At 73.2% G+C, this 14,399-nt stretch carries 13 protein-coding genes and 2 pseudogenes; 9 read left to right on the top strand and 6 right to left on the bottom strand.

Translation table 11 applies throughout. The features are described 5' to 3' along the window. Positions 1–76: 76 nt before the first annotated feature. Positions 77–325, bottom strand: a complete 249-nt coding sequence (locus BIV23_RS33880; RefSeq protein ID WP_071384812.1) for a hypothetical protein — start codon at positions 323–325, stop codon at positions 77–79. 166 nt (positions 326–491) lie between these two features. Next, positions 492–968 (bottom strand): annotated as a pseudogene (locus BIV23_RS33875) (DUF1203 domain-containing protein); the annotation flags it as partial. A gap of 112 nt (positions 969–1,080) precedes the next feature. On the opposite strand from BIV23_RS33875, the gene pepN reads away from it, so the two are divergent. After that, positions 1,081–3,657, top strand: a complete 2,577-nt coding sequence (gene pepN, locus BIV23_RS33870; RefSeq protein WP_071384811.1) for an aminopeptidase N — start codon at positions 1,081–1,083, stop codon at positions 3,655–3,657. Between the two features lie 193 nt (positions 3,658–3,850). Here the strand turns inward: pepN and BIV23_RS33865 are convergent, their stop codons facing one another. Continuing rightward, positions 3,851–4,870 (bottom strand): aspartate-semialdehyde dehydrogenase, encoded by a 1,020-nt coding sequence (locus tag BIV23_RS33865; protein WP_071384810.1) that lies wholly within the window; start codon positions 4,868–4,870, stop codon positions 3,851–3,853. A gap of 308 nt (positions 4,871–5,178) precedes the next feature. On the opposite strand from BIV23_RS33865, the gene BIV23_RS33860 reads away from it, so the two are divergent. Beyond that, on the top strand, positions 5,179–5,715 hold the full coding sequence (locus tag BIV23_RS33860; protein WP_071384809.1) for an RNA polymerase sigma factor: 537 nt from the start codon (positions 5,179–5,181) through the stop codon (positions 5,713–5,715). Between the two features lies 1 nt (position 5,716). Further along, on the top strand, positions 5,717–6,622 hold the full coding sequence (locus tag BIV23_RS33855; protein ID WP_071384808.1) for a hypothetical protein: 906 nt from the start codon (positions 5,717–5,719) through the stop codon (positions 6,620–6,622). A 42-nt stretch (positions 6,623–6,664) separates the two neighbouring features. Here BIV23_RS33855 and BIV23_RS33850 read toward each other — a convergent pair whose 3' ends face one another. Continuing rightward, positions 6,665–7,207, bottom strand: a complete 543-nt coding sequence (locus BIV23_RS33850; protein WP_071384807.1) for a CGNR zinc finger domain-containing protein — start codon at positions 7,205–7,207, stop codon at positions 6,665–6,667. Positions 7,208–7,317: 110 nt separating this feature from the next. Between BIV23_RS33850 and BIV23_RS33845 the strand changes: the two genes are divergently transcribed. The 6 genes and pseudogenes from BIV23_RS33845 to BIV23_RS33820 all read left to right on the top strand — a co-directional run bounded on the left by BIV23_RS33845 (position 7,318) and on the right by BIV23_RS33820 (position 12,327). Further along, on the top strand, positions 7,318–7,764 hold the full coding sequence (locus tag BIV23_RS33845; RefSeq protein WP_071384806.1) for a VOC family protein: 447 nt from the start codon (positions 7,318–7,320) through the stop codon (positions 7,762–7,764). Positions 7,765–7,766: 2 nt separating this feature from the next. Then, on the top strand, positions 7,767–8,672 hold the full coding sequence (locus BIV23_RS33840; protein WP_071384805.1) for a pyridoxamine 5'-phosphate oxidase family protein: 906 nt from the start codon (positions 7,767–7,769) through the stop codon (positions 8,670–8,672). Positions 8,673–8,681: 9 nt separating this feature from the next. Continuing rightward, positions 8,682–9,176, top strand: coding sequence for an NUDIX hydrolase (locus tag BIV23_RS33835; RefSeq protein ID WP_177240132.1), 495 nt, complete (start codon positions 8,682–8,684; stop codon positions 9,174–9,176). Between the two features lie 41 nt (positions 9,177–9,217). After that, positions 9,218–9,727, top strand: a pseudogene (locus BIV23_RS33830) (TIGR03767 family metallophosphoesterase); the annotation flags it as partial. 75 nt (positions 9,728–9,802) lie between these two features. Beyond that, on the top strand, positions 9,803–10,951 hold the full coding sequence (locus BIV23_RS33825) for a serine hydrolase domain-containing protein (RefSeq protein ID WP_177240131.1): 1,149 nt from the start codon (positions 9,803–9,805) through the stop codon (positions 10,949–10,951). A gap of 152 nt (positions 10,952–11,103) precedes the next feature. Further along, positions 11,104–12,327, top strand: coding sequence for a glycosyltransferase (locus BIV23_RS33820; RefSeq protein WP_071384801.1), 1,224 nt, complete (start codon positions 11,104–11,106; stop codon positions 12,325–12,327). A 16-nt stretch (positions 12,328–12,343) separates the two neighbouring features. On the opposite strand, the gene BIV23_RS33815 is transcribed toward BIV23_RS33820, so the two are convergent. Next, on the bottom strand, positions 12,344–13,153 hold the full coding sequence (locus BIV23_RS33815; protein ID WP_071384800.1) for an SGNH/GDSL hydrolase family protein: 810 nt from the start codon (positions 13,151–13,153) through the stop codon (positions 12,344–12,346). Between the two features lie 162 nt (positions 13,154–13,315). Beyond that, the gene (locus tag BIV23_RS33810; RefSeq protein ID WP_071384799.1) at positions 13,316–14,365 is read right to left on the bottom strand and encodes a hypothetical protein; all 1,050 of its coding nucleotides are present in this window, start codon (positions 14,363–14,365) and stop codon (positions 13,316–13,318) included. Between the last annotated feature and the right edge of the window lie 34 nt (positions 14,366–14,399).

Genomic DNA, 14,399 nt, shown 5'->3' with positions numbered 1-14,399 from the left:
TACCGGTCACGGTACGAGGCCTTCTGCATCCACTCGGAGACCAACACATGCGGCTCACCGCAGGCCGGACGGACTGTCAGCGATCGCAGTCGGTACCCATGTCGGTGGACTGTGCACCAGGGTTTCCCTCGCCGTTCAGCAGGTTGCCGGCCAGCCCGTTGAGGATGCCCACCTCACCCAGAATGTCGACATTCAGGTTGTGGGTCCGGCATCCACCACCGCCGTGCATCTGCACCGCGGGCGTGGCAAGGGCGGGACCGGCACCCATCACACCGACACCGGTGATGACGGCGGCCGTGACGGCGAGCTTGGATATCAGGCGCATTTTTCCTCCTCGGGACGGATCGAGCGCACCATCAGAAAGATCCACATTGCGCTCTTCTCGGAGGCTAGGCCGCCGCCCGCCGCGGCGCTCATCGGGAAAGCCATTCGGGGCCCGGCCATTCGGGGCCCCGAAACCCCGTCAGGGCGCGCGCAGCCGGGCTCTGGCCCCGCCGCACCTCGTACAGAAAGCACCCGTACTCCACCGCCCGCACCTGCACCAGCGTCACCTCCGGGTCGGTGAAGGCCTCCGTGAGGGCGTCCGGGAAGGCGTCGGTCACCAGGCGGCCGCCGAGGATGTGCCCCTCGCGGGAGTAGCGGCGCAGCACGCGGGGGGCGTCGGTGAAGGGCAGGGCGGCGGGGTCGGCCGGGCCCGCGCAGTCCTCGGCGTGGACGAAGACCGGGCCCTGTTCGTCGTAGGCGCCGGGGTGGGCGCCCGTCTCCGCCGCCCAGCGGCGCAGCGGGGCGTACGAGACCAGGGCGATCGGCTCGCCGGGGACACTCCTGCGCAGGCAGCAGCGCAGCGGGGCGCCGCCCTCGTCGTCGGTGAAGGGGACCGTGCGGCGGCCCGCGTCGTCGGTGACGCGCAGGGACCGAAGGACCTCGGGAGCGATCGGACGTGCCGTGTGTGCCGTTGTCGTCGTCATGCCTCAAGCGTCCGTTCCGGCCACCGCGGTCACCGGCGGGAACCGGACATCGCGTTTCGTGTGGATCCCATGGAAGGATGACGCGACCGACACATAACGAGGAGATGACCGCGTGCCTGGCACAAACCTGACTCGCGAAGAGGCGCAAGCGCGGGCCGAGCTGCTCACCGTTGACTCGTACGAGATCGAGCTCGACCTCTCCGGCGCGCAGGACGGCGGCACCTACCGGTCCGTGACCACGGTGCGCTTCGACGTCGCCCGCGGCGGGTCCGAGTCCTTCATCGACCTGGTGGCGCCCGCCGTCCACGAGGTGACCCTGAACGGCGACGCGCTCGACCCCGCCGAGGTCTTCGCGGACTCGCGGATCGCGCTGCCGGGCCTGCTCGCGGGCCGCAACGTCCTGCGGGTCGTCGCCGACTGCGCGTACACCAACACCGGCGAGGGGCTGCACCGCTTCGTCGACCCGGTCGACGAGCAGGCGTACCTCTACACCCAGTTCGAGGTGCCGGACGCCCGCCGGGTCTTCGCCTCGTTCGAGCAGCCCGACCTCAAGGCCACCTTCCAGTTCACCGTGACGGCGCCCGACGGCTGGACGGTCGTCTCGAACTCGCCGACGCCCGAGCCGAAGGACAACGTCTGGGTCTTCGGACCGACCCCGCGCATCTCGTCGTACATCACCGCGCTGATCGTCGGCCCGTACCACTCCGTGCACAGCGTGTACGAGAAGGACGGGCAGTCCGTGCCGCTCGGCATCTACTGCCGCCCCTCGCTCGCCGAGTTCCTGGACTCGGACGCGATCTTCGAGGTGACCCGGCAGGGCTTCGACTGGTTCCAGGAGAAGTTCGACTACGCGTACCCCTTCGCCAAGTACGACCAGCTGTTCGTGCCGGAGTTCAACGCGGGCGCGATGGAGAACGCCGGTGCCGTCACCATCCGCGACCAGTACGTCTTCCGGTCCAAGGTGACCGACGCGGCGTACGAGACCCGGGCCGAGACGATCCTGCACGAGCTGGCCCACATGTGGTTCGGCGACCTCGTCACCATGGAGTGGTGGAACGACCTGTGGCTGAACGAGTCGTTCGCCACCTACACCTCCATCGCCTGCCAGGCCGCCGCCCCCGGCTCGCGCTGGCCGCACTCGTGGACCACGTTCGCCAACTCCATGAAGACCTGGGCGTACCGGCAGGACCAGCTGCCGTCCACGCACCCGATCATGGCGGACATCCGCGACCTGGACGACGTGCTCGTCAACTTCGACGGCATCACGTACGCCAAGGGCGCGAGCGTGCTGAAGCAACTCGTCGCGTACGTCGGCGAGGACGAGTTCTTCAAGGGCGTGCAGGCGTACTTCAAGCGGCACGCCTTCGGCAACACCCGCCTGTCCGACCTGCTCGGCGCGCTGGAGGAGACCTCCGGCCGGGACCTGAAGACCTGGTCGAAGAAGTGGCTGGAGACCGCGGGCATCAACGTCCTGCGCCCGGAGCTCGCCACCGGCGCCGACGGCGTCATCACCTCCTTCGCCGTCCGCCAGGAGGCCCCGGCGCTGCCCGCCGGCGCCCAGGGCGAGCCGGTGCTGCGCCCGCACCGCATCGCGATCGGCCTGTACGACCTCGACGCCGCGAGCGGCAAGCTGGTGCGCACCGAGCGCGTCGAGCTGGACGTCGACGGCGAGCTGACGGCCGTACCGCAGCTGAGCGGCAGGCGCCGCCCGGCGGTCGTGCTGCTCAACGACGACGACCTGTCGTACGCCAAGGTCCGCCTGGACGAGGAGTCGCTGGCGTTCGTCACCGAGCACCTCGGCGACTTCGACGCCTCCCTGCCGCGCGCGCTGTGCTGGGCGTCGGCCTGGGACATGACGCGGGACGCCGAACTGGCCGCCCGTGACTACCTCTCCCTGGTCCTGTCGGGCATCGGCAAGGAGTCCGACATCGGCGTCGTGCAGTCGCTGCACCGCCAGGTCAAGCTCGCCATCGACCTGTACGCCGACCCGGCCGCCCGCGAGTCCCTGCTGACCCGCTGGACCGACGCGACGCTCGCGCACCTGCGCGCGGCCGAGCCCGCGAGCGACCACCAGCTGGCCTGGGCCCGCGCCTTCGCGGCGACGGCCCGTACGCCGGAGCAGCTGGACCTGCTGGAGAGCCTGCTGGAGGGCACCCACACCGTCGAGGGCCTGGCCGTGGACACCGAGCTGCGCTGGGCGTTCGTGCAGCGCCTCGCGGCGGTCGGCCGCTTCGACGAGGCGGAGATCGCGGCCGAGTACGAGCGGGACAAGACCGCGGCCGGCGAACGGCACGCGGCGACGGCCCGGGCGGCCCGGCCGACGCCGGAGGCGAAGGCGGAGGCCTGGGCCTCGGTCGTCGACTCCGACAAGCTGCCGAACGCCGTGCAGGAGGCCGTGATCGGCGGCTTCGTGCAGACCGACCAGCGCGAGCTGCTGGCGCCGTACACGGACCGGTACTTCGAGGCCCTCAAGGGCGTCTGGGACTCCCGCTCGCACGAGATCGCCCAGCAGATCGCCGTCGGCCTGTACCCGTCGGTCCAGGTCTCCGAGCAGACCCTGGCCAAGACGGACACCTGGCTCTCCGCGGCCGAGCCGAACGCGGCCCTGCGCCGCCTCGTCTCCGAGTCCCGCTCGGGCGTGGAGCGCGCGCTGAAGGCCCAGGCGGCGGACGCGGCGGCGGGCAAGTAGTACGACACCGAGTGAGGGCGCCCGGACTCCGTGCCGGGCGCCCTCACTCGGTGTCCCGGGATCAGCGGCGTCTCCCCCCGCGACCGGTACGGCGGTCAGGCCCGGCCCGTCCGCCAGCCGGCCGCCGGCCAGTCCCGGCGGACGGCGGGGGCGGCCGCGCGTACGTGACCGCCCCGGTGCCGTGCCGGGTGTCCTACTCGGCGGACAGCTCCGCCGCCACCAGCTCCGCGATCTGGACCGCGTTCAGCGCGGCGCCCTTGCGGAGGTTGTCGTTGGAGACGAACAGCGCGAGGCCGTTGTCCACCGTCTCGTCGCGGCGGATGCGGCCGACGTACGACGGGTCCTGGCCGGCCGCCTGGAGCGGGGTCGGGATGTCGGAGAGGGCGACGCCCGGGGCCGCGGCGAGCAGCTCGGTCGCGCGCTCCGGGGAGATCGGGCGGGCGAAGCGGGCGTTGACCTGGAGGGAGTGGCCGGAGAAGACCGGGACGCGCACGCAGGTGCCGGAGACCAGCAGCCCGGGGATCTCCAGGATCTTGCGGGACTCGTTGCGCAGCTTCTGCTCCTCGTCGGTCTCGTTCAGACCGTCCTCGACGAGGTTGCCGGCGAAGGGGAGCACGTTGAAGGCGATGGTGCGCGTGTAGACGTTCGGCTCGGGGAAGTCGACCGCCGCACCGTCGTGGGTGAGCTTGTCGGCGTCGGCCGCGACCTTCTGCACCTGGCCGTGCAGCTCGGCGACGCCCGCGAGGCCCGAGCCGGACACCGCCTGGTAGGTGGCGACGACGACCGCCTCCAGACCGGCCTCCTCGTGCAGCGGCTTCAGGACCGGCATCGCGGCCATCGTCGTGCAGTTCGGGTTGGCGATGATGCCCTTGGGGCGGTCGGCGATCGCGTGCGGGTTCACCTCGGAGACCACCAGGGGGACGTCCGGGTCCCGGCGCCAGGCGGAGGAGTTGTCGATCACGACGGCGCCCTGGGCGGCGACCTTCTCGGCGAGCGCCTTGGAGGTCGTGCCGCCGGCGGAGAAGAGCACGATGTCGAGGCCGGTGTAGTCGGCGGTCGCCGCGTCCTCCACCGTGACGCCGTCCAGCACGGTCCCCGCCGAACGGGCCGAGGCGAACAGGCGCAGCTGCGTGACCGGGAAGTTCCGCTCCGCGAGGATCCTGCGCATGACCGTGCCGACCTGACCGGTGGCTCCGACGATTCCGACCCTCACGGCGACTCCTTCTCGGTGTTCTCTGCGTGTACGCGGCTTTTCCATCATGCGGCCGACCCCGGTCCGCCTGTCCAATTCTTTGCGTGTCATGCCCGAGTACTGGGACACCGGAGCGCGACGGCCGGTTCCGGAACTCCCGTCGCACCCCTTCTGAGCTGGAGAAATTCGCCTGAGGCTCGCCCTTCGCCGCAAGCCGTGCAGGTCCGCGCGCCGGTGTGAGGTACGCCTCGGCGCGCATTCCGGAAACCCGGTCGAACGTTTCCGTGCGCGGCCGCGTCGTAGAGGAAACGCGGTGAGGGGGTGGCTGGGTGCTGCGCGGAACGGCCCGCCGTGTCCACGGGGACGATCAGGGCGATCCTCTGGACGCGGCCCAGGAACGCCGGGTGCGAGCGGTGCTCGCGCTCGGCGGGGTGCCGCAGTCGGACCTGCCGGACGGGGTGCAGCAGGTCCGGCTGCGGCTGCTGGAGCGGACCGCGAGCGGCCAGGAGGCGCCGCGGGACGTGTCGGCGTGGGCGGCGGTCGTCGCCTCCCGCCTCGCCATGGACTGGCACCGGGCCAGGCGGCGCCAGGACCGGCTGGGCGAGCGGCTGGCCGCGCTGCGCGAACCCGCGCATCCCTCCGGCGAGGAGGCCAGCCTGCTCTCCCTCGCCGTGGCCCGGGGCCTCGACGAACTGCCCGCCGCCCAGCGGCAGGTGCTCGTGCTGCGCTTCTTCGCCGATCTGCCCGTGCGGGACATCGCCGGGGAGCTGGGCATCCCGGAGGGCACCGTCAAGAGCAGGCTGCACACGGCGGTCCGCGCCCTGCGCGACCGGCTGCACGAGGTCCATGAGGACGGGGTGGTGTGAGATGACCGCCGAGCGCGGGGGTACGCCGGGTGCGGGCAGCGGCGGGAACGGCCGGGAGTACGACGGAGTGGACGCGTTGATGGCCGCCATCACCGGGGAACCGCTGCCGGAGGAGGCCCGCCGGGATCCCGCCTTCGTCGCCGAGCACCGCGCGGCCGAGGCCGACGTGGCCGTGCTGAGGGAGCAACTCGCCCGGCTGGGCGAGGCGTTGGCCGGGGAGACGGGAACGGGGTCGGAAACGGAGGCGGAAGCGGGCGGGGAGGGAGAAGGGGGGAGAGCGGTCGCCGCACGTCCGGGACATCCTGTCCGTCCGGTTCGTCCGGTACGGCCGCCACGCCCCGGCCACCGCCTCGCCCGGCCTGTCCGCCCCGGCCGTCCCGCCCGCCGCCGGGCCCGCCGCTTCGTGCTCGGCTCGCTCGCCGGTGCCGCGGCCCTCGCGACCGTCGCCGGCTTCGGCTGGCTGGTGACGCACGACTCCGGTCGGACCGGCGTCGCGAGTACGGCGTCCGACGCCAGGAGCCGGCCGGTCCGCGGGCCGGACCAGGGCCGGCCGGCCGACCCGGAGCGCGAACTCGCCTGCTCCCGGCTGGTGGTGGAGGGCACCGTGGCCCGGGTGGCGCCGGAGGAGGCGTCCTCCTGGAAGCGGGTCACGCTCACCGTGACCCGCTCCTACAAGCCCGCCCACGGCCCGGCCGAGGTCGGCTTCCTGCTGGACGGCGGCGCGCGGCCGGCCCCGCGCCCGGGGCAGCACGTGCTCGTCACGGTCCTCGCGGGTGAGCGGGGCGCGCACCTGTGGGCCGTCGGAGACGCCCGCGTGGCCGTCGGCCGGGCCTGGATCACCGCGTCGCTGCCCGCCTCCCGGCACCTCGCCTGCCCGTCGGGCGAGCCCTCCGGGGCGGGGCGGTAGCGGGCCGACGGCGAGGCGGTACGGCGCGTCGGCGCGGGCCGGTCAGCTCTCCTTCGAGCGCGCGTAGTGCCGGGACGCCTTCGCGCGGTTGCCGCACGCGGCCATCGAGCACCAGCGGCGGGTGCCGTTGCGCGACGTGTCGAAGAAGTGCAGGATGCAGCCGCCGCCGGAGCAGGTGCGGATCCGCTCCGGGGCCCGGGTGAGCAGCTCCAGGTAGTTCCGGGCGGTGAGCCAGGCCGGGCCCCAGGCCGGGTCGGCGAACTCGGGCTCCTCGGCGGGGCCCTCGGCGGTCAGCCGGGCCCGGATCCGGCCGTGCGCGAGGACGGCGTCCACGAGCGGCGCCGCCTGCCCCGGTGAGCCGTGCACGGCGGCCCTGAGCGCCTCGCGGGCCTCGCGCAGATGGCGCAGTGTGTCCGCGCCCGCCGGGTACGCGCCGGCCAGCCCGTTGCCCGCGAGCCACACCGCGAGCCCCTCGGGGGTGTCGAGCAGGTCCTGGGTCTCGCCCTCCCGGTTCCACCGGGTGTTGAGCAGGTCGAGGGCGAGGGGCTCGCCGGTGAGCGGGCGGGGATCGGGGGCGGCGGACATCGGACTCTCCTTCTCCTCTAACCCCTCAATCGTACGTGACCGGTTGACTCTCGCGTACCTAACCTTCTAACGTTGCTGAAGAAGGTTAGCCATCCCGAAGGAGAACAGTCATGGCCCCACGCCTCGCGCACACCGGCCTGAACGTCACCGACCTCGACCGCTCCCTCGCCCTCTACCGCGACCTCCTCGGCTTCGCCGTGCTCGCCGAGGGCAAGGAGGACGACCGGCGCTGGGCGCTGCTGGGGGAGAGCGGCGGCCCTCCGCTCGTCACCCTCTGGCAGCAGGCGCAGGGGACGTACGACAGCGGCCGGCCCGGACTGCACCACCTGGCCCTCGGCGTCGACACCGTCGACCAGGTCCGCGCCTACGAGGACGCGCTGCGGGCCGCCGGGACCGACTTCGCCCACGAGGGCGTCGTCGCCCACCGGGAGGGCGGCGCCTCGGGCGGGATCTTCTTCCACGACCCGGACGGCATCCGCGTGGAGATCTCCGCACCGCTCGGCCCCGAGGGCGCCCCCGCCCCCTATGAGGCCGCTCCGACCTGCGGATTCTTCTAGCCATGGGCGCCTACCACGCGGGCTCGCTCGCCGTGCAGGAGCTGCTGGGCGTCCGTGACCGCGCCGACCACGTCGGCCGCTCCCTCGGCCAGGACATCAAGCCGGTGGCGGCGGCCTTCCTGGAGCTCCAGCCCCTGCTCGTCGTCGGCGCGGCAGACCCGGGGACCGGGCGGGTGTGGGCGTCGGCGCTGACGGGGGCGCCGGGGTTCGTCCGGGCGACGGGCCCCCGGCAGATGTCGGTCGCCACCGCCGGGGACCCGCACCCGGCCGGCCTCCCGGGCGCCCCGCTCGCCCCGGCCCTGCGCACCCCCGGCACCCGCATCGGCACCATCGCCCTCGATCCCCGCACCCGCCGCCGTATGCGCCTGAACGGCCGGCTGCGGCCCACGGCGCGGGGCTTCGCCGTCGAGGCGGACCAGGTCTTCTCCAACTGCCCCAAGTACATCCAGCGCCGGGAGTCGTACGACTCGGTCGCCGACCGCACGCCCGGCACCCCGCGGCTCCTCGCCGAACTGGGCCAGGAGCAGCAGGAGTTCGTCCGCCGGGCCGACACCTTCTTCCTCGCCACCGTGCACGGCGGCGGCGCCGACGCCAGTCACCGCGGCGGCAACCCCGGCTTCGTCCGGGTCGTCTCACCGCGCGAACTCACCTGGCCCGACTACCCCGGCAACGCCATGTTCCTCACCCTCGGCAACCTGCGCGCCGACCCGCGCGCCGGGCTGCTCTTCCTCGACTGGACCACCGGCGACACCCTCCAGCTCACCGGCGAGGCGCACACCGGGTTCACGGCCGACGGCGGGCGTACCGTGCGCTTCGCGCTCACCGCTGCCCGGTGGACCCCGGGCGCCCTGCCGCTGCGCTGGTCCGCCCCCGAATATTCACCGGCGAATCCGGACATCGCGCGCTAACGTCCGCGCATGCGAAGGAACTTGAGGGTGGCGGCCTACGCCGTGTGCGTCCGCGACGGCCGGCTCCTGCTCGCCCGCTCGCCGGGCCCGGACGGCACGCCGGAGTGGGTGCTGCCCGGCGGCGGCATGGAGCACGGCGAGGATCCGTACGACACCGTCCGCCGTGAGGTCGCCGAGGAGACCGGCTACCGGATCCGGGTCACCGACCTCCTCGGCATCCACTCCCTCCGGCTGGTCGACCATCCGCGCGTCGGCCGGCGCATGGACCACCACGGGGTCCGGATCGTCTACGCCGGCGAGGTCACCGGCGGCGAACTCCGGTACGAGGTCGGCGGATCCACCGACCTCGCCGCCTGGCAGCCGCTGGACGCCGTACCCGGACTCAACCGCGTACCCCTCGTCGACATCGCCCTCGGACTGTGGCACGAGCGCCCGCCCCATGGGCGGCCGTCCCACGGGCCCTCGGCGGCAGGGCCCCTGCCCCGGCAGATGAACGACGAGTGACCGGCTCCCGGCCACGCGCGATCCGCTCCCCGTCGACTCCAACGCTCAAGGACAACAGGGACTCCCACGTCGTCGTCTTCAGCCACCACACCAGCACGACGACGAACAACACCCGCCCCGACCCGGCCCGCCCCGGCGAGCAGCGGCACACCGGCGCCGAGGTGCTCTCGCTGCTGTCCGCCCACGCGAACGTCCTGGCCTGGGTGAACGGCCATGTCCACAAGAACGTCGTCACCCCGCACCACGGCTCCGGCGGCCACTCCTTCCGGGAGATCTCCACCGCCTCCCACATCGACTTCCCGCACCTCGCCCGGGTCATCGAGCTGGCCGACAACAAGGACGGCACGATCTCGGTCTTCACCACCCTGATCGAGTCCGCCGCCCCGCACCGCACCGACTTCTCCGACCTCTCCCAGACCGGCCTCGCCGCCCTCTACCGCGAGCTGGCCCACAACGCCCCCGGCGCCGACACGAGCCTCGGCGGCACCGCGGCGGACCGGAACACCGAGCTGGTGCTCAAGAAAGAGCTGAAACTCACCCAACTGGCCTAACGCCGAGCAACCTTCACGCATCCGGCACCCGTTTCATCCTCCGACCGCATCGTTCATCACATGCTGGGGGAAGACATGCGTGTACGTACGACTCTGGTGGGGGCCGCCGCCCTGCTCGTCTCGGCCGTCCTGGCCGCTCCGGCGTCCGCCGCCGGCGGCATCGGGGGTGACGGCCTCGCGGGCGGCGGGCACGCCGCCACCCGCAAGGCCGTCGAGGCCGCCGTCACGGCCGGGGTGCCCGGCGCGACCGCCACCGCGAGGGACACCCACGGCACCTGGTCCACCACGGCGGGCGTGGGCGACCTGCGCACGGGCGAGCCGCGCTCGGCGGCCGACCGCTACCGCGTCGCCAGCATCACCAAGACCTTCGTCGCCACCGTGCTGCTCCAGCTGGAGGCGGAGCACCGGCTGTCCCTGGACGACACGGTGGCGAAATGGCTGCCGGGCCTCGTCCACGGGAACGGCAACGACGGCAGCCGCGTCACCGTCCGCCAACTGCTGAACCACACCAGCGGCATCCCCGACTACCTCGCCGACACCGGTTTCCGGCGCGCCTACTTCACCCCGGACGGCTTCTACGCGCACCGCCACGACACCGTCACCGCGCACGACCTGGTGGCGATCGCGATGCGGCACCAGCCGGACTTCGCGCCGGGCACCTCCTGGAACTACTCCAACACCAACTACGTCGTGGCCGGCCTGGTGATCGAGAAGGTCACCGGCCACTCCTACGCCACCGAGATCGAGCACCGCGTCATCCGGCCGCTGCGGCTGACCGCGACCTCCGTACCCGGCACGAGGACCACCCTGCCGCGGCCGAGCAGCCGGGCGTACTCGAAGTTCGCGAACCCGAGCGGCCCCACGTACGACGTCACGGAGCTCAACCCGTCCATCGCCTCCTCCGCCGGCGAGATGATCTCCGACTCCGCCGACCTGGACCGCTTCTACGGCGCCCTGCTCGGCGGGGAACTCCTCCCGCCCCGGCAGCTGAAGGAGATGAAGACCACCGTCGCCAGCCGGATCGCTCCCAACATCCGCTACGGGCTCGGCCTCATGGACACCAGGCTGACCTGCGGCGTCCACGTCTGGGGACACACCGGCGGCATCCACGGCTCGGCGTCCGAGGCGGCCACGAGCGAGAACGGCCGGCACTCCGTGGCGGTCAACCTCAACGGCGACTGGACCGGCGACACGGGAGCGGTCGTCCGAGGGGAATTCTGTTAGCCAACGTTTCATTCCCGTCCTTCCGTGTTAACGCGGACGCAATGTCCGTACCGCCTCATATCGGCTAACCCGCTGTTCACGGGGATGGCTCGATCTTCTCGATCGTTTGATGCAAGGCGGGTGGTCGTGTGCGCTCGACACACGGACTGCGGGTGCTGTCGGTCTACGAGGGCTTCTTCTCCGGAGGCGCCCGGATCGTGCACAGCGACGTCGTACTGGGACTGGCCGAGGGCGGCCAGTCCCACCGGGTGCTGAGCATCCATGGCGAGGTCCGCCGCGAGGCCACCCGGCAGCGCATGGAGGACGACACCTGCTACCGGGCGCTGACCGCCGCCGGGGTCGGCGTCACCTCGCTCGGCCGCAGCGCCGGGCTGGTGGACGGGGCGCTGGCGGCGAACGTTTTCAGCGGCCCGGAGCTGGCCGAAACGGCTCGTGCGATGGCGGGCGCGGACGTCGTCCTCTCCCTGAAGGAGCAGCCGCTGGCGCTGGTGAACCAGGCCGGTCTGCCCCGCCGCCCCGTCGTGGTCGGCCTGCACCGCTCCGACCCGGAGAACCAGGGGCCCGCGCTGGACGAGCTGAGGGCCGCCATCGCGGACGGCACGGTCGTGGCGTGCGTGTGCTGCGCCGAGTCGACCCGGGCGGCCTACGAGGCGGCGGGCGTCCCGGCCGCCCTGCTGCACGTGATCCCCAACGGGGTGGACCTGCTCCGCTTCCGCCCGGACCCGGCGGCGCGCCTCGCCTTCCGGGCGTCCCTGGGGATCGGCGGCCAGGCCCCGGTGGTCGTCTTCGCGGCCCGGTACGCCCCGATGAAGAACGTCCCGCTCCTCCTCGCCGCCGCCCGCACCTGGCTGGCCCGCGAACCCGAGGGCCACGTGCTGATGTGCGGGGCGGGCATGACCGGCGAGAACCCCGCCCTGCGGGCCGACATCGAGGTCGCGTTCGGCGGGGACCGGCACCTGGCGGAGCGGATCGGGCTCCTCGGTGTCCGGCACGACATGCAGGCCGTGTACGCCGGTGCCGACGCCGTCGCCCTGACCTCCGTCTCGGGCGAGGCGGCTCCGCTGTGCCTGATCGAGGGCATGATGTGCGGCGCGGTCCCGGTGACGACCGATGTCGGCGACAGCGCGTCGATCGTCGAGGGCCTCGGCTTCGTCACGGCGCCGGACCCGGCCGCGATCGCCCTGGCCTGGTCCGCCGCGATCGCGTCCCGCGCGGAGCTCGGGGCGGCGCTGGACCTGAGCCGGGAGCGCTTCAGCCGGACGAGGATGATCGCGGCCTATGCCACGCTGCTGGACGAGGTGTACGCCTCACACGTCGGCGGCCGGCGGATCGTCGCACAGCACACTGTGGGCGAAGAGGTACCGGACGAGCTGTAGCCCGCCCGGCTGCGGCTCAGGAAGCCCGGTCGAGGGCCGGGAAGTAGCCGTGCGCCTGGCCCGGTGCCGTCGGGTGGTACGACTCGGTCGGCGCGAACGGGTCGACGCTGTGCAGCCAGGGGTCGCGGGAGCAGATCTCGTGGCCGGCGAAGGCGGCCCTGACGTCGGCGAAGGAGAACCCGTGGCCGGTCGCGCGCCCGGCGATCACGGCGTCGAGACGGTCCACGGCGCTGTCGATGGCGGCGCGCTCGGTGTCCTTCAGGCCGCTGCGGCAGGTGCCCTCGAGGTGGTACAGGTGCGGATAGCCGAGCACCACGACGTGTGCGGCGGGAGCCCGGTCCCTGATGGCCGAGTAGAGCCGGTCCAGGCTGCGCGGGAGTTCGCGCGCCATGACGGTGCGCGCCTGGGAGACGGCCGCGAGACAGGGGACGGGTCCGCCCAGTGCGCAGATCGCCATCGCCGAGCCGAAGCCCACGTCGCTGCCGCCGACGGTGAGTGTGACCAGCCGGGTGCGCGGGCCGAGCGCGCCGAGCTGTCCGCCGAGGACGTCGCCCACCCTGGCGCCGTTGCACGCGGGGAAGGCGAAGGCCGCCGCGTGGTGCGCCGCCGCCCACAGCATCGGGTACGACCGGCTGCTGCGCTTGCACTCCCTGCGGCCGGGGAGGTAGTCGCCGGCGCCGACGCCGGAGGAGTAGGAGTCGCCGAGGGCCACGTAGCCCGGGGCCGGCGTCCGGGCCGCGCCCCACGCCGAGGCGGGGGCGGTGGCGGGGCAGGCCGTGGCGAGCACGAGGGCGGAGCAGCATGCGGCCATCCGGGTGTGTCGCATACGTCCCGGTGTACCGCGGCCGAGGCCGGCACCGCCCGCCGGCCTCGGCCGGTCGGGTGAGAGCGGAGCGTCACGAGACACCGAGGAGGGGCCACCGGAATCCGTCCGGCGGCCCCTCCTCTCCCCTCCTGCGTCCCCCGTCGGTGCTCCTTCGGTCCGTCACTACCGGGGGAGCACCACGACATACGCGGCCGGGTCGCGGTCCGCGGACGCCATCAGGGCCGTACGGATCACCGTCGCCTGCTGCTCCGGCGACTCGCGGAGCTTCCTCGGCGTGACGTACACGACCGTGATCCCGAGGCGTTCCAGGTGCTCGCGCTTGCGCGTGTACTCCGACCAGAGTGCGTCGTCGTCCTGGCGGGGCGCCCTGGTGTCCAGCTCGACCGCCACCGCCTGGTCGGGCCAGTACGCGTCCAGGCCGCCGAGGTGCGGGCCGCCGGGCAGGCGCAGGTCGACGTTCCAGACCGGGTCGGGCAGGGCGTGGTCGCGGACCATCCGGTACAGGCGGTCCTCGGCGATCGAACGTCCCTCCGCCAGCAGGGAGTCCACGGCGTCGATCACATGGGGGAGGTTCAGCAGCTTCGCCTTGGTCAACTCCCGTACCACCGACGCCGGTTCGCAGTGGCCGCCGCGCACCGCCTCGGTCAGCAGCCGCCGTACCGTCTGCCCGTCGGTCAGCTCCGTGACCGCGTCCGCCAGCGCCCGGGGCACCGGCGCCACCGGCAGGCCCGTCACCGTGCGGGGCGTGGGCAGGGCGGGGGTGCGCAGGACGCGGACGTAGCCCGCGGAGCGCAGCCGGCGCCGGCGCGGGACGAGGACCTGCACGTGGTCCAGGGAGGTCAGCGGCGGAGTGGCCGAGAAGCCGTACAGGGCCAGCGCGGCGAGACCGGTGATCATCACGTCGGGGTAGGCCGGGCGGTGGGCGTCGTCCGCCGTCGGCTGGGACGGGACGGCCGGCGTCTTCTCGGGCGCGTTCTCGCGGGCCGCGTACAGCAGGGCGCCGTGCAGCCACTCCTCGCCCGTGGGCGGGCCGGGGTGGAGCAGGACCACGTGCGGGAGCAGTTGTTGCCAGGGACCGCCGGGGCGGCATTGCTCGTTCAGCTCGGCCGTCGTCACGCCGTGGGCGCGCAGCCGGCCCGCCGTCATGACGCGGCGGTGGGCCTGGGAGAGATGGCGGAGGGGGCGGGGGGAGAGCGGGGTGTTGTGCGTCATGGCGTCGGGATTCCCGCGTCTCGTCCCCCCTTTA

It is taken from the genome of Streptomyces monashensis (genome assembly GCF_001866665.1).
In the GTDB taxonomy this organism is placed as follows: Bacteria; Actinomycetota; Actinomycetes; order Streptomycetales; family Streptomycetaceae; genus Streptomyces; species Streptomyces monashensis.
This window is presented reverse-complemented; position numbering and strand designations above follow the sequence as displayed.

What these genes read in the sequence shown, in the direction of transcription:
- BIV23_RS33880 (WP_071384812.1), bottom strand. Translation starts at nt 325, where the DNA reads ATGCGCCTGATATCCAAGCTCGCCGTCACGGCCGCCGTCATCACCGGT.
- BIV23_RS33815 (WP_071384800.1), bottom strand. Translation starts at nt 13,153, where the DNA reads ATGCGACACACCCGGATGGCCGCATGCTGCTCCGCCCTCGTGCTCGCC.
- BIV23_RS33810 (WP_071384799.1), bottom strand. Translation starts at nt 14,365, where the DNA reads ATGACGCACAACACCCCGCTCTCCCCCCGCCCCCTCCGCCATCTCTCC.
- BIV23_RS33855 (WP_071384808.1), top strand. Translation starts at nt 5,717, where the DNA reads ATGACCGCCGAGCGCGGGGGTACGCCGGGTGCGGGCAGCGGCGGGAAC.
- BIV23_RS33845 (WP_071384806.1), top strand. Translation starts at nt 7,318, where the DNA reads ATGGCCCCACGCCTCGCGCACACCGGCCTGAACGTCACCGACCTCGAC.
- BIV23_RS33835 (WP_177240132.1), top strand. Translation starts at nt 8,682, where the DNA reads ATGCGAAGGAACTTGAGGGTGGCGGCCTACGCCGTGTGCGTCCGCGAC.
- BIV23_RS33825 (WP_177240131.1), top strand. Translation starts at nt 9,803, where the DNA reads ATGCGTGTACGTACGACTCTGGTGGGGGCCGCCGCCCTGCTCGTCTCG.
- BIV23_RS33840 (WP_071384805.1), top strand. Translation starts at nt 7,767, where the DNA reads ATGGGCGCCTACCACGCGGGCTCGCTCGCCGTGCAGGAGCTGCTGGGC.
- BIV23_RS33850 (WP_071384807.1), bottom strand. Translation starts at nt 7,207, where the DNA reads ATGTCCGCCGCCCCCGATCCCCGCCCGCTCACCGGCGAGCCCCTCGCC.